Source organism: Shewanella frigidimarina, assembly GCF_003797125.1.
Taxonomy (GTDB): Bacteria; Pseudomonadota; Gammaproteobacteria; order Enterobacterales; family Shewanellaceae; genus Shewanella; species Shewanella frigidimarina.
Window position 1 is genome coordinate 88,375 of sequence record NZ_RKKE01000007.1, and the last position, 19,960, is coordinate 108,334.

General features: G+C 44.6%; 20 protein-coding genes. 19 read left to right on the forward strand and 1 reads right to left on the reverse strand.

Annotated features, from left to right (window positions below):
* Nucleotides 1-82: 82 nt before the first annotated feature.
* From EGC86_RS17600 to EGC86_RS17690, 19 genes are all read left to right on the forward strand, one after another.
* The gene (locus EGC86_RS17600) at nt 83-967 is read left to right on the forward strand and encodes a DUF3014 domain-containing protein (protein WP_123778404.1); all 885 of its coding nucleotides are present in this window, start codon (nt 83-85) and stop codon (nt 965-967) included.
* Nucleotides 968-1,215: 248 nt separating this feature from the next.
* Nucleotides 1,216-1,995, forward strand: coding sequence for a beta-ketoacyl synthase chain length factor (locus tag EGC86_RS17605; protein WP_011635844.1), 780 nt, complete (start codon nt 1,216-1,218; stop codon nt 1,993-1,995).
* Nucleotides 1,988-2,842 carry a lysophospholipid acyltransferase family protein gene (locus EGC86_RS17610; protein ID WP_123778405.1) on the forward strand — a complete coding sequence of 285 codons (855 nt, stop codon included), beginning with the start codon at nt 1,988-1,990 and terminating at the stop codon, nt 2,840-2,842. The genes EGC86_RS17605 and EGC86_RS17610 overlap by 8 nt, the downstream gene beginning before the upstream one ends.
* Nucleotides 2,843-2,870: 28 nt before the next feature.
* Nucleotides 2,871-3,125: a phosphopantetheine-binding protein gene (locus tag EGC86_RS17615; RefSeq protein ID WP_011635842.1), complete on the forward strand. Its 255-nt coding sequence runs from the start codon at nt 2,871-2,873 to the stop codon at nt 3,123-3,125.
* An 8-nt stretch (nt 3,126-3,133) separates the two neighbouring features.
* The gene (locus EGC86_RS17620; protein ID WP_102035870.1) at nt 3,134-3,382 is read left to right on the forward strand and encodes an acyl carrier protein; all 249 of its coding nucleotides are present in this window, start codon (nt 3,134-3,136) and stop codon (nt 3,380-3,382) included.
* Nucleotides 3,382-3,933 (forward strand): COG4648 family protein, encoded by a 552-nt coding sequence (locus EGC86_RS17625; RefSeq protein ID WP_123778406.1) that lies wholly within the window; start codon nt 3,382-3,384, stop codon nt 3,931-3,933. Before EGC86_RS17620 ends, EGC86_RS17625 begins: the two co-directional genes overlap by 1 nt.
* Entirely contained in the window at nt 3,926-5,293 is a 1,368-nt protein-coding gene (locus EGC86_RS17630) for an AMP-binding protein (protein ID WP_102035872.1), read from the forward strand. Before EGC86_RS17625 ends, EGC86_RS17630 begins: the two co-directional genes overlap by 8 nt.
* Nucleotides 5,286-5,678, forward strand: a complete 393-nt coding sequence (locus tag EGC86_RS17635) for an ApeI family dehydratase (RefSeq protein WP_123778407.1) — start codon at nt 5,286-5,288, stop codon at nt 5,676-5,678. The genes EGC86_RS17630 and EGC86_RS17635 overlap by 8 nt, the downstream gene beginning before the upstream one ends.
* Nucleotides 5,675-7,477 carry a glycosyltransferase family 2 protein gene (locus EGC86_RS17640; RefSeq protein ID WP_123778408.1) on the forward strand — a complete coding sequence of 601 codons (1,803 nt, stop codon included), beginning with the start codon at nt 5,675-5,677 and terminating at the stop codon, nt 7,475-7,477. Before EGC86_RS17635 ends, EGC86_RS17640 begins: the two co-directional genes overlap by 4 nt.
* 4 nt (nt 7,478-7,481) lie before the next feature.
* A complete protein-coding gene (locus EGC86_RS17645; protein ID WP_123778409.1) occupies nt 7,482-9,044 on the forward strand; it encodes an HAL/PAL/TAL family ammonia-lyase in 1,563 nt (520 codons plus the stop codon).
* Nucleotides 9,045-9,476, forward strand: coding sequence for an acyl-CoA thioesterase (locus EGC86_RS17650; protein ID WP_123778410.1), 432 nt, complete (start codon nt 9,045-9,047; stop codon nt 9,474-9,476).
* Entirely contained in the window at nt 9,476-10,303 is an 828-nt protein-coding gene (locus EGC86_RS17655; RefSeq protein WP_123778411.1) for an outer membrane lipoprotein carrier protein LolA, read from the forward strand. Before EGC86_RS17650 ends, EGC86_RS17655 begins: the two co-directional genes overlap by 1 nt.
* Nucleotides 10,303-12,711, forward strand: a complete 2,409-nt coding sequence (locus EGC86_RS17660; protein WP_123778412.1) for an MMPL family transporter — start codon at nt 10,303-10,305, stop codon at nt 12,709-12,711. The genes EGC86_RS17655 and EGC86_RS17660 overlap by 1 nt, the downstream gene beginning before the upstream one ends.
* On the forward strand, nt 12,701-13,969 hold the full coding sequence (locus EGC86_RS17665) for an NAD(P)/FAD-dependent oxidoreductase (protein WP_123778413.1): 1,269 nt from the start codon (nt 12,701-12,703) through the stop codon (nt 13,967-13,969). The genes EGC86_RS17660 and EGC86_RS17665 overlap by 11 nt, the downstream gene beginning before the upstream one ends.
* On the forward strand, nt 13,959-14,579 hold the full coding sequence (locus EGC86_RS17670) for a DUF3261 domain-containing protein (protein ID WP_123778414.1): 621 nt from the start codon (nt 13,959-13,961) through the stop codon (nt 14,577-14,579). The genes EGC86_RS17665 and EGC86_RS17670 overlap by 11 nt, the downstream gene beginning before the upstream one ends.
* Before the next feature lie 90 nt (nt 14,580-14,669).
* Nucleotides 14,670-15,872 (forward strand): beta-ketoacyl-[acyl-carrier-protein] synthase family protein, encoded by a 1,203-nt coding sequence (locus EGC86_RS17675; RefSeq protein WP_123778415.1) that lies wholly within the window; start codon nt 14,670-14,672, stop codon nt 15,870-15,872.
* A gap of 4 nt (nt 15,873-15,876) precedes the next feature.
* Nucleotides 15,877-16,368, forward strand: a complete 492-nt coding sequence (locus tag EGC86_RS17680; protein ID WP_123778416.1) for a hotdog family protein — start codon at nt 15,877-15,879, stop codon at nt 16,366-16,368.
* Between the two features lie 63 nt (nt 16,369-16,431).
* Complete coding sequence (locus EGC86_RS17685) at nt 16,432-17,157, forward strand: 3-ketoacyl-ACP reductase FabG2 (protein WP_123778417.1); 726 nt, start codon at nt 16,432-16,434, stop codon at nt 17,155-17,157.
* A complete protein-coding gene (locus tag EGC86_RS17690; RefSeq protein WP_123778418.1) occupies nt 17,154-18,380 on the forward strand; it encodes a beta-ketoacyl-ACP synthase in 1,227 nt (408 codons plus the stop codon). Before EGC86_RS17685 ends, EGC86_RS17690 begins: the two co-directional genes overlap by 4 nt.
* Before the next feature lie 72 nt (nt 18,381-18,452).
* On the opposite strand, the gene EGC86_RS17695 is transcribed toward EGC86_RS17690, so the two are convergent.
* Nucleotides 18,453-19,955: a methyl-accepting chemotaxis protein gene (locus tag EGC86_RS17695; RefSeq protein WP_123778419.1), complete on the reverse strand. Its 1,503-nt coding sequence runs from the start codon at nt 19,953-19,955 to the stop codon at nt 18,453-18,455.
* Nucleotides 19,956-19,960: the final 5 nt, after the last annotated feature.

Below are 19,960 nucleotides of genomic sequence, written 5' to 3' on the forward strand. Positions count from 1 at the left end.
AATATTGCAGAATGGATGTAGCAGAATTTTTCGACTCCACCAAGATATTAGTATCGATTAGCAATAACCCCAAGGAATTGAAATGCAAGTTAATGAAGAAGACCGAATTACCCCACAAGCCGCTGAAAAACCAGGGTCTAACATGTTATTAATCGCTATCGCGGTAATAGCCCTCTTAGGCGCAAGCAGTTATTTCTATTTTACCAGTGATGACGCTGAAGAATTTGAACCGGTTGTTATCACTCCAGTTGAGCTGCCAGAGTCAGTTCCTGAGACGCCAATAGAGCAAACGCCTATTGAAGAACCGCAAAACGTTACCACAACAGATGTAGTCCCCACTGGCGAATCCGAGACAGCTACGGAAGCTGTAGTTGCAGAACCACTTCCTGCATTAGCTGAGTCTGATGATTTTGTTGAAGCAAAAACATTAGCTATAGCCAACGGTATGAAAATAGCGCCGATGATCTTGAAAAAAGACATTGCCCGCCAATTTGTGGTGTTTGTCGATAACCTAGCCCAAGGCGATATTGTGCGTAAAGCTAGCCCGTTAAAAGGCCCTGACACGCAATTTACCGTGAGTGAAATAACCAACAAAACATATCTTAATCCAGATGGTTATCATCGATATGATTTGTATGCCAATTTTATAGCAGGCTTGAGCGATAAAGATTTAGTCGCGACTTACACTGAGTTAAAACCACTATTTGCCGAAGCCTTTACTGAACTTGGTTACAGTGATATTGATTTTGATAAGCGTATGCAACAGGCTTTTAGCATGGTTGCTAGCGCGCCCATTATTGAAGACCCTATTGAGTTATCGTCAATCAGTGTTAACTATAAATATGTCGATCCTAACCTTGAAGCATTACCTAATGCCCAAAAGTTGTTGATCCGTATGGGGCCAGACAACACTCGAAAAATTAAAGAAGCTGTCAAAAAATTGCAGCAAAGCTTTGCGAACAAATAAGCTTTACATCAAACGGTAAAGCTATTTTATTAAGCTAACAGCAATCAGCGCGACGTTTACCGTCGCGCTTTTTTATTTAATAGTCACTTTGTTGAATTAACCCTCAGCTATTAGGCTTTTTCGTCCACACGGCTTCTTATCGACATTCACTTCGGTGTACAATTGGCAAGGTTAACGAATCGTCATTATGTAGATGATAATTGTTAACAATTAGATAAGGATAGCTAGGCAATTATAGAGGGAATGTAGTGCATTTAGAATTTGAGCTTCTATCATGGGGCGCATGGTCGCCGGACTTTCAGACACCTGAAAGTTGGCTACAATGGCAACAGCCTAATGGCAATTTGGCGCCTAAGCCAGACTCACCGCCATTGGCTCACATTCCTGCCATGCAACGCCGTCGCTTTAGTCGCTTAACTAAAATGATGCTCACGGCCGCCTACCAATGCCAACCTGAGAATAATTGCCGCAGTATTTTTTCATCTCGCCATGGAGAGCTCACGCGCACCTTGGGCTTACTCAAAGATATCACCCAACAACAAGCGTTATCGCCAATGGCTTTTAGTCAATCAGTGCACAATACTGCCAGTGGCATTTTCGGTATTGTTAATAACAATACCGCTTCGTCTACATCGATTGCCGCTGGTGAACAAACTCTCACTCAGGCACTTATTGAAGCCTACGCGCAATTAGCGCAATCGCCACAACCTGTATTGGTTGTATTTGGTGATGACCCGGTTCCACCGGTATACAGTGAGTTTACTCACGAAGTCGAACTACCTTTGGCGTTAGGTTTGTACCTAGCACCATTTAATAGCAGTGCCCCACAAGCCAAAAATCAGCTTGCAGACACCACTTTACAACACGATTCGGCTCAGCGAATGACCCTTAGCGTGTCCGATCATCCGCCCGAGCATCACAGTCAAAACAACATCTGCATGAGCGAGTTAATACACCATATTGCCAGTGCAAAACATATCCAAGGTAAATTGTGCCATTGGTATTGGTCGCTTGAACATCATGCCTAATCAACACCATACAAGACAGCATACTGACGCTATTGTGCAAAAAAAAGCCACAGCGCCAAAACTCAGCGGTTTACGTTATATACCTCGCTGGGTTGGTGGTGTGTGTTGTTATATTGCTTTTGGTTTAGGCGGCTTGTTGAGTTCATTGACTATTTTACCGCTATTACGATTTTGGCCTGGCGAGAAAACAGTGCGCGTAGCTCGGGCCCAAAAAGCCGTCAGTTGGATGTTTAAAGCATTTGTTGCCATGCTCAGTTTTGCTGGAGTAATAGCTGTGAGCACCAAAAATATTGAGGCACTACAGCAAACTAAAGGAAAAGTGGTCATCGCTAATCATCCGACATTAGTGGACGTGGTGGTATTGATTAGTCTTATGCCGAATGCGGGCTGTATTGTAAAACAAAGCTTATGGCGTAATCCGTTTATTCGCGGCGTACTCGCCAGTGCAGGTTATATCCCTAATCGCGGCGCAGACTGGCTTTTACATGACTGCCAGCAAGTGCTGCGTACCGATACTAATTTGATTATTTTCCCCGAGGGTACCCGTACTTTAACCGGTAATATTGTTAACCCCTTTGCGCGTGGCGCGGCCAATATTGCCTTGCGCACCCAAACCGATATTTTACCCGTGGTGTTACGTACTGATGTTGCAGGCTTAACTAAGCAACAATCTTGGTACCAAATTCCACGGCAAACCATCAATATGTCAGTAGAAATTGGCACAAGCATGTCATACCTGCTGTATGATGCTAAACGAGGTAATGAAGCCAAAAGGGCTCGACAGCTAACGCGCGACTTACAGCAGTTTTACCTTGATACACTTAAACAGCCTATCAAGTCACATTGATAGCCATACTTATAAGAAAGACAAAAAAATGAACTTACACAATCAAATAAAACAACTGATCATTGATTGCTTAGATCTCGAAGATGTCACTGTCGATGATATCGAAACCGATGCGGCCTTATTTGGCGACGGTCTGGGCTTAGACTCGATCGACGCACTTGAATTAGGCTTGGCAATTAAGAAAGAGTTTGATGTCAAAATTGAAGCCAATTCTGATGCGACTAAAGCACACTTTTTCAGTGTTGCTAGCTTAGCTAGCTTTATTGAATCTCAACGTGTTTAGGAGTCAGCATGCAAAATCGTGAACAAATCCTTGAGATGCTAAGTGGCATTTTAATTGATGAATTTGAAATAGAAGCAGCTGATATCACGCTTGAAGCTTCTTTGTATGAAGATCTGGATTTAGACAGCATTGATGCGGTAGATTTGGTGATTAAATTGCAACAACTGACGGGTAAAAAAATCCAGCCAGAGGCATTTAAAACCGTCCGTACAGTCAATGATGTCGTTAATTCCATTGAAGGCTTAATAAAAAGCTAATGCGGTTAATCCTGCAGATTATGACGACCTTGGTGATTATTGCTTATCCTGTTGCGGTGTACTTTGGTTTGCAGTATTTACCACCTGGCACAATCGCTTTGCTGCTGTGTTTGTTATTATTGCTACGGTTTGTGGTCACTAAGCAGCAAGTAAAATCCATGACATTGCCAATACTGGTGGGCATAGGATTGACCGCGGCCAGTTTCATTACTCAACGTAACGACTGGTTACTGTTTTATCCGGTGGTGATAAACCTGAGCATGTTGGGGTTATTCAGTTACTCACTGATTAATGGTCCAAGCATGATTGAGCGCTTAGCACGCTTAAAAGAGCCTGATTTACCAGACTCAGCTATACCTTACTTACAAACCGTCACTAAACTTTGGTGTGGGTTATTTATTGTAAATGGTGCTGTGGCAACCTATACCGCCATAGCAACAAGTATTGAAATATGGACGCTTTACAACGGACTGATCGCCTACCTGTTTATGGGGTTGCTGCTCAGTGGTGAATGGATTTATCGTCGCTTTTGGTTGAAAAAACATGAATAAGCTTTTACTCAATTGGTTATCTACAGGGCCTGCCTCGCAGCAGCTAATCAGCTTTGACCATCATGACATCATGACGGGATCGTTGTTTTGCGCGCAAGTGGCCCACTTACATGCTCAGCTGATTCAAAGTGATGCTCAGCGTTGGCTGCTTGCAGCCAAGCACAGTGATTTATTTGCCGCTGGTTTATGTGCAGCCTTGTTAGCCGGTAAACAAGTGATATTGCCTGCCAACACCCAACGAGGCACCTTGAGCGAGCTCAACCATGAATTTGATGCCATTATTGCCGACACGCCATTATGTGAAGTGCGTGAGTATATCGCGCTCAAAAAAGAACTCAGTTTGCCCGCTGCAACTTGGCCTAAAACCAAGCTATTAGGTGAATTAGTACTATTCACCTCCGGCAGTAGCGGTCAGCCCAAAGCAATCAAAAAAACACTGCAACAATTAGATGCCGAAGTCAGTATTCTTGAGCAAACATTTGCCGAACATTTGCCTCATTGTTCAGTGGTATCGACAGTTTCACATCAGCATATTTATGGTTTATTGTTTAAAATTTTGTGGCCTTTAGCCGCGAGCCGAGCATTCTTAAGTGAACAAATCGACTTTCCTGAAACCTTAAGCTACTACTTGGCCATTATGCCAAATTTGTGTTTAATCAGTAGTCCAGCTCAATTGACCCGCTTGCCTGATGCTCTAGAAAATCAAAAACAACAACGTATCCCAAGCTTAATTTTCAGCTCTGGTGGTCCGTTAAATTTTGATGCCGCCCAAGCGGTTAAACAATGCTTTAATCAGTTGCCCATTGAAATATTTGGCAGCACTGAAACCGGCGGTATTGGATATCGACGCCAACAGCAACCCATGCAACCATGGCAAGCATTTACCCAAGTGAATGTCGATATGGACCCGCAAGATGGTGCGCTGATGCTGCAGTCTGTTTATTTAGACAATCCAACTCAATGGTTAAAATGTGATGACAAAATTGAATTGTTAACAGATGGCCAGTTCCGTTTATTGCATCGCCTTGATCGCATTGTCAAAATTGAAGAAAAACGCTTGTCGTTAGCGCAAGTGGAACATTTACTGCAAACTCATCCTTTTGTCAGCGAAGCGGCCGTCACAGTTTTAGAGCAACCGCGCACCATGCTAGGTGCTGCAGTCTGTTTAAGTGAATTAGGCCAGCAAACACTCAAAGCGGAAGGAAAATTAGCGGTTAATAATGCCTTAAAAAACCATTTATTGAGCCAGTTTGAACGTATCACCCTACCACGACGCTGGCGTTATCCTGCACACTTGCCACTCAATAGCCAAGGCAAGCGTACTCAATCAGAAATTGTAGCCTTATTTAGTCATGATTAAGTCAGAATTACCGCATATTGTTAGCCATGAAGGCGATAATAATCTCTATCAATGGCGTTTATTTGTCAGTGCAGATTTAGCCTTTTTCGATGGCCATTTTCCTCAGCAAGCCGTATTACCAGGTGTCACCCAATTGGATTGGGCGGTTAAACTTGGCTGTGGGGCATTTGGTTATTCAGCCCAAGTGGCCACATTAGAAGTGCTTAAATTTCAGCAACTCATTTTGCCCGATACCTATGTTGATTTGATCATTGAACATCAACCTCAAAAAGCAAAACTGATCTTTAGTTATCGAGATCAAGATAAACGGTTTGCCTCTGGCCGTATTGCGCTTAAGCCTGCAGTAGTCACTCCTGCGCCGATTGCCAATGAGATTGCCTCATGAAGCTAGCCTTGGTTATCCCCAATTACAATCATCATATTGCCATTGAACAAACCTTAACTAACTTAGCAAAATTCAATCTGCCATGTTATTTGGTTGATGATGGTAGCCAAGATGAAACCCGTTATATTTTGCAAGCCATGGCAGAAAAGTTTAGCTGGGTAACGCTCATTAACCATCCGTTTAATCGCGGTAAAGGCGCGGCAGTGACCAGCGGCCTACGCCAAGCATACCGCGATGGTTTTAGCCATGTATTACAGGTTGATGCTGATGGACAACATAATTTAGACGATATTCCGTTAATGATATCGACTGCAGAACAACAGCCACAGTCATTAATATCTGGCCAACCCATTTATGATGACTCGGTGCCTAAAGGGCGTTTATACGGACGTTACATCACCCATTTCTGGGTATGGATTGAAACCTTAAGTCTCGAGATTCAAGATTCTATGTGTGGCTTTCGGGTTTATCCATTAGAGGCTACCGAGCAGTTATTAAGCCAGCAAGCACTGGGTGAACGGATGGACTTTGATATTGAAATCATGGTCAAACTACACTGGCAAGGCACTCCGGTGGTTCATGTTCCGACCAAAGTAATCTACCCGGAAGACGGTATTAGCCACTTTCAAGGCTTGCAAGACAATGTGCGCATTAGCTGGATGCACACTACATTATTTTTTGCTATGTTGACTCGTTTGCCACAAATTCTGAATAAAAATACCCCGCATCAACATTGGTCATCAATGGGAGAGCGTGGCAGTTATTGGGGCATAAAATTACTGGCTGAATGTTATCGCTTAGGTGGCCACTGGTTATGCCGAGCGATTATGTATCCGGTGATTGGTTACTTTTTTCTAACCGGTGCTTCAGCTCGTCAAGCGTCGATGAATTTTCTAGCCCGAGTGCAGCAACAAGTTCCAGATCATCCAGATTTACATCAACCCACCCAGTGGCGCGACAGCTTAAATCACTTTATTGCTTTTGGTAATGCAGCTCTGGATAGGATCGATGCCTGGTGCGACCGCATCAAACTCAATCAAGTCGATTTTAACGATCGTCATATTCTGGCAAACCAAGTGGCTTCTGGTCGAGGAGCCGTACTGATTGTGTCGCATTTAGGTAATTTAGAGCTATGTCGTGCGATTTCAATCCACCAGCAGAAAGTGAAAGTCAACGTTATGGTGTTGACTCAACACGCCGAAAACTTTAACAAAGTATTACAACAGCTGAACCCACAAAGTAGTCTGAACCTTATTCATGTTAATGAACTTGATCCCAGTACTTCTATGCTGTTACAGCAAAAAATTGATATGGGCGAAATAGTGGTTATTGCAGCCGACCGCACCTCATCAAACAGCCAAGGTCGGGTGGTTTACCTACCCTTTCTCGGTCATGAAGCGCCGTTTCCGCAAGGACCATTTATTCTTGCAAGCTTGTTAAATTGTCCGGTATACACCATGTTCTGCATTCGCCAACAAGGCCGCTATAAAGTACATGTTGAACACTTAAGCGATAGCTTAAAAGGCCCGCGGGCGGGGCGCATTGCACGCTTAACTGATGCAATGAAATTGTACAGTCAGCGCTTAGAGTACTTTGCCAAACAGGCACCATTGCAGTGGTTTAATTTTTACGATTTTTGGCATAAAGACGAATTGATTGATCGTCCGCTTTCGCGCCCCGCTACTGCTGTCAATACGGGTAGTGCACTTAATACCGGAAGTGCACTTAATACAAGTGCTGCGTCAAATACAAATACTGCACCCGCTAACAGCACCACTTCACCTAGTCAGGATAACTAATTCAATGAGCAACACTTCTTCACCGTCATCATCTGCCGAAAACACGGTGCATTTAGGCCAAAGCTACCTGAGCCTTGAACAAGTGGTCGCTGTCGCCAAAGGCGCAACGGTCAAACTAGCAGATGCTGCAGACTATGTTGAATATATTCAAAAAGGCGCCCGTTTCATCGACAGTTTGCTGCATGAAGAAGGCGTAGTATATGGCGTCACCACAGGTTACGGCGACTCCTGCACAGTCAATGTCAGCTTAGACTTAGTCCATGAATTGCCACTACATTTAACCCGTTTTCATGGTTGTGGTTTAGGTGATGTATTTAGCCCAATGCAAGCCCGCGCGATTATGGCTTGCCGCTTAAACTCATTGGCTGTGGGTAAGTCAGGGGTCAGCTATCTGCTGCTACAGCGCATCGAATGGCTATTAAATAACGATATCACCCCGGTTATTCCTCAAGAAGGTTCGGTTGGCGCCAGCGGCGATTTAACCCCACTATCTTATCTTGCCGCTGTATTAGTTGGCGAACGTGAGGTGATATACCAAGGTAAACGCCAAGCGACCAAAGATGTTTATCTGAAATTCGGCATGATGCCATTAACTCTGCGCCCTAAAGAAGGCCTCGCGTTAATGAATGGCACAGCAGTGATGACCGCACTGGCCTGTTTAGCCTATGACCGATCGCAGTACTTAACTCGCTTATCAAGCCGTATTACTGCCATGGCATCGTTAACGCTTAAAGGCAACGCAAATCATTTTGATGAAATTTTGTTTGCCGCCAAACCCCATCCAGGACAAAACCAAATTGCCAGTTGGATCCGCGAAGACTTAAATCATCATGCGCATCCACGTAATTCTGACCGTTTACAAGACCGCTATTCCATTCGCTGTGCACCGCACATCATTGGCGTACTGCAAGATGCTTTACCTTTTATGCGTCAGTTTATTGAAACCGAACTCAATAGCGCTAACGACAACCCGATTGTCGATGCCGAGGGCGAACATATCCTCCATGGCGGTCACTTTTATGGCGGCCACATTGCCTTTGCCATGGATGCGATGAAAAATGCGGTGGCCAATATCGCCGACTTAATTGATCGTCAAATGGCCTTAGTCATGGACCCTAAATTCAACAATGGTTTACCGGCTAATTTATCTGCCGCAGAAGGCGAACGTCGCGCCATTAACCATGGTTTTAAAGCGGTACAAATCGGTGTTTCGGCTTGGACTGCAGAAGCATTAAAAAACACCATGCCTGCCAGTGTGTTTTCTCGCTCAACGGAATGCCACAATCAAGACAAAGTGAGCATGGGCACCATTGCCGCCCGCGATTGCATGCGGATATTGCAACTGACAGAGCAAGTGGCTGCCGCCGCATTATTGGCCATGAGCCAAGGCATTCAACTACGGGTGATACAGAAAGAGTTAGATCCAAATTCACTAACACCATCACTTGCCACCACATTGGCTCAAGTCAGTGAAGATTTTGAACTGCTTACCGAAGACCGTCCATTAGAATCAGTACTACGCCAAACAGTCGACAAAATTCAACTAGGCCTGTGGGAGGTGTGTTAAATGAAAGGTTTATTACTCACAGAAATGGAAATGGTGATCCCGTTTCACGATGTCGACTCGATGGGCATTACTTGGCACGGTAATTACTTACGCTACTTTGAGGTTGTGCGGTGCCAATTACTGGATAAGCTCGGTTACAACTATCGCACTATGCTTGAATCTGGCTACGCTTGGCCGATTGTGGATGTGCAAATTAAGTACGTTAAAAGCAGCACCTTTGACCAAAAAATCAAGGTTATCGCCGCTATTGTTGAATGGGAAAACCGCTTACGCATTAACTATCAAATTGTTGATGCCGACACCAACGCACGCATTACTAAGGGCTATACCATACAAGCTGCAGTTGAGATTGCTACCCAAGAATTATGCTTTGTTACCCCTGAGATATTTCAACAAAAAATTCGCCCATTACTCGATGCGAGCCAAGTGTAATGAGTGCCCGCAGCAGAGTATTTTTGAGCTTATTTACTAGCGTATTTACTAGCATACTGGCGCGAGTAAGCAGCATCATTATGCTGTGTTGCCTGTGTATTGCGGCCACCTCGGCGAACGAACATCCACCAGCAAGCAATAATGAACCTCTTACTCAAGCGCAATTGGCAGATATTCAGGCGTTGTATACTCAACCAGCCAGCACAGAAGCCCTCAGTGCGCTAGCGCAGCAACTGAATCTACAACTTGACACTCGTGGGCAGTTTGTTCAATTACGCCATTTACAGGTGCTTAAAAAGCCCTTACTCAGCCAAGGACAGTTTATATTTAGTCCAACGCAAGGGTTGGTATGGCAGCAGCAGCGTCCGTTCAATACCTTGATGGTGCTTAAAGATCAGCAGTTGATCCAACAAAACAGCCAAGGCGAAATTCAACACTTTAGCGCTGAGGCTAATGGCAACCCGATTGCACAGCAATTACCGCGTTTATTACAAGCCATTATGGCGGGCGATATTGATGCCTTAAGCGCCGATTTCAACTTATTTATGCCTACTGCTCAATTCGCAACTCAGTCCGTAATTCAGCCTGCAACTAAGCCCGCAGATAAGTCATGGCAACTGGGCTTACAAGCTAAAGACCCACAAGTGCAATCGTCTATGGGTAACATTACCCTCAGCGGCGATACCCTTATACGTTCATTAATCATGACCAGTAACCAAGCGAATGTTCGCGACTATACCCAAATTCAATTTACCCAGACCCAACAAGGGCCACTGAGTGAAACTGAGCTGGCGCTTTTTAGTCTTGGCAATGAGTCAGCTAAATAATGCAGCCCATATCGCTAACCGCGTTGCTATCTCCCATTGGGCGTTTTGTCTTATGGGTAATCTTGCTGCTGACAATGTTAGCCACTGGCTTAATACAATGGCAACAGGGCGCGCATATTCAAACTGATATTTTGGCGATGTTGCCACATTTACAGCAAGACAAACTCACTGAAACAGCATTAAACAGAGTTGAACAGCAACTCGCAAACCAAGTGTATATTGCAGTAAAAGCCGATAATGACAACCAAGCTATCAGTGCCGCACAGCAACTGATGGATGTGCTAGATAAACAGCCTCAACAGCCCTTTATTCGCATTCGTAGCGGCGCGGATGATCATCTGCAAGACTTGGCTAAAGTGTATTTCGAACATCGCTTTACCCTACTCACCGCCGAGCAAGCTAAAGCGATTGAAACAGATAATTGGCGCCAACTGCTTAATGTGGCCCAAAATCAACTTTATAGCGCATTTGGTTTTGCCAACAGCCAATTGCTCAGCAATGACCCATTACTGATGTTTCCGGCCAACTTACTGGCGTTATCACCTAATAGTGCGCTGCGAAGCCAACAAGGCATTTTACTCACCGATACTAATCAGGGTGTGGCTGCAATTGTCATGGCCAAAGGCCGCGACAGTGCGTTTAGCCCGACCGCTCAGCAACAGCAAATACAAGCATTAAAGTCTGCGTTTAGCCAAGTGACGCAGCACTACCCTGATGTCAGTTTTCTTAAGGCTGGTGCGCTTTTTCATGCGATCGCCGCCACTGAGTCGGCCAAACAAGAAATCAGCCGAATTGGATTCATTTCCATGTTGGGGATTATCTTATTAGTCTGGTTGGCCTTTCGGTCGATTATGCCGTTATTTGCCGCACTACTGACGTTAACAACTGGTGTGGTATTTGCGTTTGTCGCCACCTTAAGTATTTTCGGTGAGTTGCACTTACTGACACTAGTGTTTGGTACCAGCTTAATTGGTGTCGCCATAGATTACAGCTTTCACTTTTATTGCGAAAAACAAGCTCATCCCAATAACAACGCAACAGACACCTTAAAGCAGATTTTTCCGGCGCTCACTCTCGCCCTTGCAACCAGTGCCAGTGCCTTTATCGCCATTGGCTTTACGCCATTTCCGGGAATGCAACAAGTGGCCGTCTTTTGTGCTGCTGGATTAATTGGTACCTACCTAACGTTGTTATTGGTGTTTCCATTACTGGGTAACCATGCGCTTAAATCGACGCCTGGATTAACCCTTGCCCAAGGTTATTTGGCGCTATTACAACGTATTTTCACCCCGAATAAATTGTGGCAAAAAATAGCTATAGCGGCTTTGCTCATTGGTTTGGCAACAATATTGTTTTTCGGTTTGTCACAAACGGATTCCAACGATGATATACGTCAGCTGCAACAAAGCCCTGAAGCCATCACCACCGAAGAGAACCAACTAAGGCAACTGCTCAGCGGCGGCACCGACAACCAATTTATTTTAGTCAGTGGTCCCAGTGAACAAGCTTTATTACAAACATTAGAGCAATTGACACCAGTACTGGATAAAGCCATAACTGATGCTGAATTAGACCAAGCAATCAGTCTCAGCCGCTTTATACCTAGCATTGCCAAACAACAACAACACTATCAGTTACAGCAGCAGCTTTATGGGCAACATTTAGACGAGATCATCAGCGAAATGGGCCTTGATGACAGCATAAGCACCAGTATGATTGCACAACTTAATCACGCCGAATCAAAATGGTTAACCCCAACCATGGTACTAGCCAAAGCTAATGATGATTTACAAACCTTATGGCTTGGTGCGATTCCAACAACAGACAAACCCCAGCAATTTGGCGCCATAGTGTTACTCGGTGGCATACATTCGTTAGCCTCTCTTGAGCAACGGCTGACTGAACATAAATGGCCTTTAGGGCAAGTGAGGTTAATCGATAAGGTCGGTGATATATCCCATTTAATGGGCAAGTATCGCCAACTAACATTACAACTATTAATGTGGGTATTTGCCTTAGCTAGCCTAATTTTTAGCATTAAATACGGTATTAAGTTGGCATTCGCTATCGTCGCAGTCCCCGCTTTATCAGTACTGCTCACGCTAGCCTGTTTAGGCCTTGTCGGCTCGAGCATTAGCTTGTTTCACGCCTTAGCGCTTATTTTAGTGTTAGGCATTGGTATCGATTACAGCCTATTTTTTGCCGAGGCCAAGCACACTAGCCGCGGAGTGATGATGGCAATCTTTATGTCAGCCTGTTCAACACTATTGGCTTTTGGGTTGTTGGCGCTGAGTCAAACCCATGCCATTCACTTTTTTGGTTTAACGCTTCTTTTTGGGATCAGTTTTTCATTTTTACTGGCACCGTTTATTTCATTTATTACTAGGAAAACTGTAAATGCCATTTAGTCATTCACATACAGTCAGCAACATGGACGTTGACGTTGCCATCATTGGCGCAGGCCCTTCTGGTGCCATTGCCGCAAGCCTTTTACGCCAACAAGGTCATCAGGTTGTTGTTATTGAAAAACAGCATTTTCCACGTTTTTCCATTGGCGAAAGTTTACTACCTTGTTGTATGCAATTTCTCGAACAAGCAGGCATGCTTGACGCCGTTAATCAGGCTGGATTTCAATTTAAAAATGGTGCAGCATTTCAGCACCAAGGGCGCTACACCACCTTTGACTTTACCGATAAATTTACCCCAGGCCCTGGGACTACGTTTCAAGTTCAACGGGCAGATTTTGATAAACTCCTAGCCGACACAGCTATCAGTCAAGGGGTTGAGATCCATTTTGGTCATCAAGTTGATGCGATTGATTTGACTCATAATCCTCGCTTAACGGTAACGAATGACCGAGGTGCACAATATCAAGTGAATGCTAAATTTGTGCTCGATGCCAGCGGCTTTGGCCGAGTATTACCGCGGTTACTGAACTTAGAGCAGCCATCAAACTTAGCGCCACGCAGCGCCATTTTCACCCATATTGAAGACAACATCAGCGATGCCCATTTTGATCGTAATAAGATCTTAATCAGTGTTCATCCTCAACATAAGGATATCTGGTACTGGTTAATCCCTTTTAGCAATAACCGTTGCTCAATTGGCGTGGTGGCTGAGCCGCATTTACTCGAGCATTTATCCGGTAGCCTTGAACAACAATTGTTAGCGGTGATTAATGAAGAGCCAGAGCTACAGCAGTTACTGAGTAATGCCAATATTGTTCAGCCTTGTGCCACTCTCAAAGGTTATTCGGCTAATGTAACCACCTTAGCAACCAATAAGTTTGCTTTACTGGGTAATGCTGGCGAGTTCCTTGACCCAGTATTTTCATCCGGGGTGACGATTGCAATGCAGTCAGCATCAATGGCGGTTGCCTGTTTGAATAAGCAACTTAATGGCCAAACGGTTGATTGGAATAGCGAATACTCTGCGCCATTAATGCAAGGGGTTAACACCTTTAGAACCTATGTCCAAGCTTGGTATGACGGACGCTTTCAAGATGTCATTTTCTATCAGCAAGCTGACAACAAGATTAAACAAATGATCTGCTCAATTTTAGCAGGCTACGCTTGGGACATGAGCAACCCATTTGTAAAAGAGTCCGAACGACGCCTCAATACCATTGTTGAATTATGTCAGGAGCCAAAGCCCAATGTTGCTTAATCTGCTGGGGCGTTCTGCGGGGATAATATTGCTTCGCGTGGTGGCGCTATTACTGCTAAGCCTATTAAGTGCTTGTAGCCAACAAATCGAGCGGCAAACTTGTGTCCCACTCGCCAGTGAAGCACAATATTGCCTAAGCTCAGCCGCTGCGCTGTTAACAACGTCACCGCAGCAAGACATCAGCTTAAGCCAAATGGTCAGCTTTACCCATGGGCAAGAAAATCATGAGTTATTAACCCAGCTGGAGCTTAATTCCCTACAGATGACGTTAGTGGGATTAGCGCCACTTGGGCAAGCATTATTCACGTTAGTGTACGATGGCCAAACCCTGCAAAGTCAGCAAAGCCTGTTATTAGGTGAGCAATTTAAAGCAGAGTATTTAATGGCAATAATGCAGTTGATTTACTGGCCAACGGAGCAAGTTAATCAACATTTAACCGGCGGTGAATTAGTCACTATGGCATGTGATATGCCGTTATGTAAGCAACTTATTGATGCCAGTGGAGCCTTAATCACGATAACGTATAGCGATATCGACCCGTGGTTAGCGCAAGTGAATGTCGACATCGATGCCGCCGATATTCATATGCAAATAAACCCAATTGACTAACTAATTAACTAACTGATTGAATAACAGATTAATAAACAAGTGCTCCAGCATAATCCAATAAACCGAGATAAATAGGCCATCAAACTAAACATGAACAGTCGCATAGCAATAACTCACATCGGATTGTGTACACCTCTGGGCAACTCGCCAGAAGAGGTGCTGCCGCGTCTCATTAGCGGTGATATCAGTGCTATGCAATGGCGCGATAATTTATTGTTCGATGCGCCTACATTAGTCGGTTGCGTCGATGACAAACGGTTAATAGAAATTGCCGATCATCTGAGTTTATTTGCTTGCCGTAATAATCGTTTATTAAACACTGCCGCCCAGCAACTTGTGCCCGCAATAGAGCAAGCTAAGCAGCGTTTTGGATCGGAGAGGATAGGGGTGGTATTAGGCACCAGCACCTCTGGCATTTCCAAAGGCGAAGCGGCATTAAAATATCAGCTTGAACATGGCAATTTTCCCCCGAGTTACCATTACTCGCAGCAGGAACTGGGTAGCCCCAGTGATTATTTAAAACAGTTGTTTGAACTGTCAGGCCCTTGTTATACCGTATCTACAGCGTGTTCATCGAGTGCCAAAGTATTTGCCAGTGCCCAGCGGTTACTCAATGCGAATATGTGCGATATGGTAATTGTGGGGGGGGTAGACAGCTTGTGTCAGTTAACCGTTAATGGCTTTGCCGCATTAGAATCGGTATCCAAAGGCCATTGCAATCCGTTTAGTCGCCATCGTGATGGGATTAATATTGGTGAAGGGGCAGCCTTATTTACCTTAGAACGTGGCCAAAGTGACGTCATGTTGGCTGGGATCGGCGAGTCTGCCGATGCACACCATATTTCAGCACCACACCCGCAAGGATTAGGCGCTATTGCCGCCATACAACAAGCCCTAACAGAAGCCAACATTACTGCCGAACAAATCGATTATCTCAACCTCCACGGCACAGCCACACCCAAAAATGATGCCATGGAATCACGTGCGGTCACTGCAGTGTTTGGCCATTCACTACCAGCCTGCAGCTCAACCAAACCGCTCACAGGCCATACTTTAGGTGCTGCAGGGGCGATTGAAGCTGCCTTTTGCTATTTATTATTAAGCCCACTTAACCATGATAAGCGTTTGCCACCGCATATCTGGGATGGGCAGCAAGATGCTAATGACCCTAATATCGCTCTCATTAGCGCCAACAATAATTCTAGCCTTAATCAGCTCAATTTTATTATGAGTAATTCATTTGCCTTTGGCGGCAGTAATGCCAGCCTGATTTTTTGTCGAAAGGATGCCTAGTTTCATGTCAATAGCCACTGCAACGCCGGCGATGTTAGCGCAAGATATAAGTACTTTTATTCCACACCGTGCACCAATGATCTTAATTGATAATGTCTTAGAACATCGCCCAGACTGCTTAATCACCGCAACCCATATTAGCCCTAATAGTGCCTATTTCGACGTCCAACTCAATGGCGTGCCAAATTACGTTGGCATCGAGTATATGGCCCAAAGTATTGCTGCGTTAGCGGGTGTTGAAGCCTTACTGCGCGACGATGATATCCGAGTCGGTTTTTTACTCGGCACCCGCAAACTGCAAATGCATATCGACACATTTACCTTGGGTGAGTCTTATCGCACTCAGGTCACTCGGCTGTATCAGGAAGAGTCTGGATTAGCGGTATTTGATTGCCAAATTTATCATCACCAGACGTTAGTGGCTGCGGCCAATGTCAATGTATTCCAACCACAAGACACCCAAGCCTATATTGATGAAAGCCAAGCCGACGGTTAAGCATGATCAACAAACCTTTTGACACCCCATTGGAGTTCCTCGAATCAATCACGGAGAGACATTTTGAATAATAGAGTATTAGTTACCGGTTCCAGCCGAGGAATAGGCAAAGCCATCGCAATTAAATTAGCCGAGAATGGTTTTGATATTGCACTGCATTTTCACAGCAATTATGCTGCCGCAGCCCAAGTACAAAAAACCTTATTAGATCTTGGTGTGCAAGTTAGTTTACTGCAATTTGATATTGCCGATCGCCAAGCGGTTAAGCTTGCTATCGAAACGGACATTGCCGAAAATGGTGCCTATTATGGCGTGATTCTTAATGCGGGTATTAATCGCGATACCGCCTTCCCTGCGATGACCGAAGATGAATGGGACAGTGTGATCCACACTAACCTTGATGGTTTTTATAATGTTATCCACCCTACAGTTATGCCAATGGTACAAGCACGTAAAGGTGGACGTATTATCACCCTAGCCTCGGTGTCAGGCATTGCAGGTAATCGTGGCCAGGTGAACTACAGCGCCTCAAAAGCGGGAATTATTGGCGCCACTAAAGCATTGTCGCTTGAGTTAGCTAAGCGAAAAATCACCGTCAATTGTATCGCACCGGGGTTAATTGAAACCGATATGGTCACCGATATTTCAACCGATATTGTCAATCAAATAGTACCGATGAAACGCATGGGCAAACCCAGTGAAATTGCAGGTCTTGCAAATTTCTTATTATCAGACGATGCCGCCTACATAACTCGCCAAGTGATCTCCGTTAACGGAGGCATGATATGAAGCGTGTAGTCGTTACCGGCATGGGCGGAATTTCCGCATTAGGCCAAGACTGGCAACAAATTAAAGCTAGACTATTAGCCAAACATAACTGCGTTATTCGCATGGATGAATGGGATCGCTACCCAGGTCTAAATACTCGACTGGCAGCTCCAGTGACTGATTTTTCTCTGCCCACCCATTATTCACGTAAAAAGATCCGCTCTATGGGGCGAGTATCCATGATGGCGACACGTGCCAGTGAATTAGCGCTTGAAGATGCAGGTTTGTTGAACGATCCCATCCTAAACTCCGGTCTAGCTGGCGTGGCCTACGGCTCATCTACAGGCAGTACCGATCCGATTATGGGCTTTGGCGACATGTTAAAAACTGGCGAAATGTCGGGGTTAACCGCCACCAGTTATATCCGTATGATGGCCCACACTACCGCAGTTAATATTGGGGTGTTCTTTGGCCTACAAGGCCGTATTCACACCACAAGCAGTGCGTGCACTTCTGCTAGTCAAGGCATTGGCTATGCTTATGAAGCGATTAAATATGGCATGCAAACCATTATGCTCGCGGGCGGCGGTGAAGAGCTTTGCCCTACCGAGGCGGTTGTGTTTGATACTTTGTATGCCACCAGCACCAAAAATGATACTCCAGAGCTAACGCCGCGCCCATTTGACAAGAACCGCGATGGTTTGGTTATCGGTGAAGGTGCTTGTACTTTGATATTAGAAGAGCTTGAACATGCTCAAGCCCGTGGTGCTAATATTTATGCTGAGTTGGTTGGTTTTGGCACCAATTCAGATGGCCAACACGTCACTCAACCCAATGCTAACACCATGGAAGTGGCGATTCGTTTAGCCTTAAAAGATGCCCAATTATCGGCGCAAGACATCGGTTATATCAGTGCTCATGGCACCGCAACCGATCGCGGTGATATAGCAGAAACTGCCGCGACTCACGCAGTATTTGGTGCAGAAACGCCCATCTCTTCATTAAAGAGTTATACCGGTCATACCCTAGGCGCTTGTGGTTCATTGGAAGCATGGAGCAGTATTAACATGATGAATGAAGGCTGGTTTGTACCAACACTCAATCTTAATGATGTTGACCCTGAATGCGCCCCGCTGGATTATATTAAAGACGATATTCGTCATATCGACACCGACTACATTATGAGTAACAACTTTGCCTTTGGTGGCATTAATACTTCATTAATTTTTAAACGTTGGCGTTAATTGCATAAGAGCATCGTCCCAACTTAGCAGCCAAATAAAACAGGCGAAAGCGATGCTTTCGCCTGTATTTTTTTACACCTTGTAAGCCGCAGCTTTGGTTTGATAGTCTTGAGTAATCTGTTTCATTTCTACCGCGCCACCAGCCAGCTTTTGAACTTGTGCCGATAACAGTACAACTGCTTGAGCGTTGTCCAAAATCTCCGATCCTATTTGAGTCAATCTATCTGCTTGTTGTTGTGTACCATTTGCCACATTGTGGCTCAAGGTCGCCACTTGACCAATTTGGGCTGAACGTTGCTCAAGCCCTTTGGCTATGCCACTGGTATGAAATACATTTTGCGTCGTACGCTGTTTGCCTTGATCCATTGATTCAACGGTTTTTAGCATGCTGATATTCAAACGACTCAATACTTTTTCAATGCCATCGGTCGATTGACTGGTACGCTTTGCTAAAGTGCGAACTTCATCTGCCACCACCGCAAAACCTCGACCACTCTCACCCGCTCTAGCCGCTTCAATCGCCGCATTTAACGCCAGTAAGTTAGTTTGATCTGAAATACTACGAATAGCCTGTAGCAATGTGGTGATAGCACTAATATCCGTGGTTAAATCGGTCATTGATTCTGCCACTTCTATCATATTAGTTTCTAGCGCCTGCATGTCTTTCATAATGCTTAGTGCGCTTTGGCTATCACCAAGACTTGAGGTAGCCCCTTCTTTGGCCTGATCCGCTGATATTTGAGTGTCATGGGCCATTTGTTGAAAATTGTCGATCACATCTTGAGTCGACTCGGCAATCATTCTAGCTTGATCATTTTGCTGTTGTACTGCTTGCTGGGTTTGATCGCTCAGGCTCATTAAATTGTCGGAAGTACTTGCCATTTTCACAGCAATATCGCGATAGTCGTTAAACAATTGCGACAACTCTTCCAGCATCAAATTAAAGGACATTTCTGCCTGAGTATCGGCTGAAGGTAACCGAATCGATAAATCTTTATGCTGTGAAATATGTTGAATTGCACCAGCAATACGTTGATTGGCCAGTGAATCAGTACGCATAAACAAGGCAATACGAATAAGAATAAAGGTTTCAATCGCAGCAAACAAAGCATGAACTAACATTATGGTCCAGTTACAATTACCGGCAAAAATCATTAACTGTGTACCTAATACTTCAATATCTTGCAATTGAATATAGGTCATAAGAATATGGTGTATTGCCACCGTCAACAAAGCAGCCAATAACGGCTGCCAGCGTAAATAAATAAGAAATACGCCCATGGTGGCAAAGATATGAAAGTGCATTTCAATCATACCCATTTGGCTTTGAATCAGTAATCCTGACACCGTCATCATAATTACTGCACCAACTATCGCAAATAACTCAGTCCCTTTCAGCAAGCTGTAACTCAACTGTACTATAACTAAAATAGCTATCGCTGCAGTAATACTAAATGTCAGCATTTGGGCACCAAAAAATCCACTGACGACTAATAATGGGGCCTGCAACATCAACAACCGATAGATATATAAATCATGTTTTTTGAGTAATGTTACAGTTTGAGCATCATTCATATATT

Coding starts and splice junctions, on each gene's coding strand:
- EGC86_RS17600 (WP_123778404.1), top strand. CDS start 83: ATGCAAGTTAATGAAGAAGACCGAATTACCCCACAAGCCGCTGAAAAA.
- EGC86_RS17610 (WP_123778405.1), top strand. CDS start 1,988: ATGCCTAATCAACACCATACAAGACAGCATACTGACGCTATTGTGCAA.
- EGC86_RS17615 (WP_011635842.1), top strand. CDS start 2,871: ATGAACTTACACAATCAAATAAAACAACTGATCATTGATTGCTTAGAT.
- EGC86_RS17620 (WP_102035870.1), top strand. CDS start 3,134: ATGCAAAATCGTGAACAAATCCTTGAGATGCTAAGTGGCATTTTAATT.
- EGC86_RS17625 (WP_123778406.1), top strand. CDS start 3,382: ATGCGGTTAATCCTGCAGATTATGACGACCTTGGTGATTATTGCTTAT.
- EGC86_RS17630 (WP_102035872.1), top strand. CDS start 3,926: ATGAATAAGCTTTTACTCAATTGGTTATCTACAGGGCCTGCCTCGCAG.
- EGC86_RS17635 (WP_123778407.1), top strand. CDS start 5,286: ATGATTAAGTCAGAATTACCGCATATTGTTAGCCATGAAGGCGATAAT.
- EGC86_RS17640 (WP_123778408.1), top strand. CDS start 5,675: ATGAAGCTAGCCTTGGTTATCCCCAATTACAATCATCATATTGCCATT.
- EGC86_RS17645 (WP_123778409.1), top strand. CDS start 7,482: ATGAGCAACACTTCTTCACCGTCATCATCTGCCGAAAACACGGTGCAT.
- EGC86_RS17650 (WP_123778410.1), top strand. CDS start 9,045: ATGAAAGGTTTATTACTCACAGAAATGGAAATGGTGATCCCGTTTCAC.
- EGC86_RS17655 (WP_123778411.1), top strand. CDS start 9,476: ATGAGTGCCCGCAGCAGAGTATTTTTGAGCTTATTTACTAGCGTATTT.
- EGC86_RS17660 (WP_123778412.1), top strand. CDS start 10,303: ATGCAGCCCATATCGCTAACCGCGTTGCTATCTCCCATTGGGCGTTTT.
- EGC86_RS17665 (WP_123778413.1), top strand. CDS start 12,701: ATGCCATTTAGTCATTCACATACAGTCAGCAACATGGACGTTGACGTT.
- EGC86_RS17670 (WP_123778414.1), top strand. CDS start 13,959: ATGTTGCTTAATCTGCTGGGGCGTTCTGCGGGGATAATATTGCTTCGC.
- EGC86_RS17675 (WP_123778415.1), top strand. CDS start 14,670: ATGAACAGTCGCATAGCAATAACTCACATCGGATTGTGTACACCTCTG.
- EGC86_RS17680 (WP_123778416.1), top strand. CDS start 15,877: ATGTCAATAGCCACTGCAACGCCGGCGATGTTAGCGCAAGATATAAGT.
- EGC86_RS17690 (WP_123778418.1), top strand. CDS start 17,154: ATGAAGCGTGTAGTCGTTACCGGCATGGGCGGAATTTCCGCATTAGGC.
- EGC86_RS17695 (WP_123778419.1), bottom strand. CDS start 19,955: ATGAATGATGCTCAAACTGTAACATTACTCAAAAAACATGATTTATAT.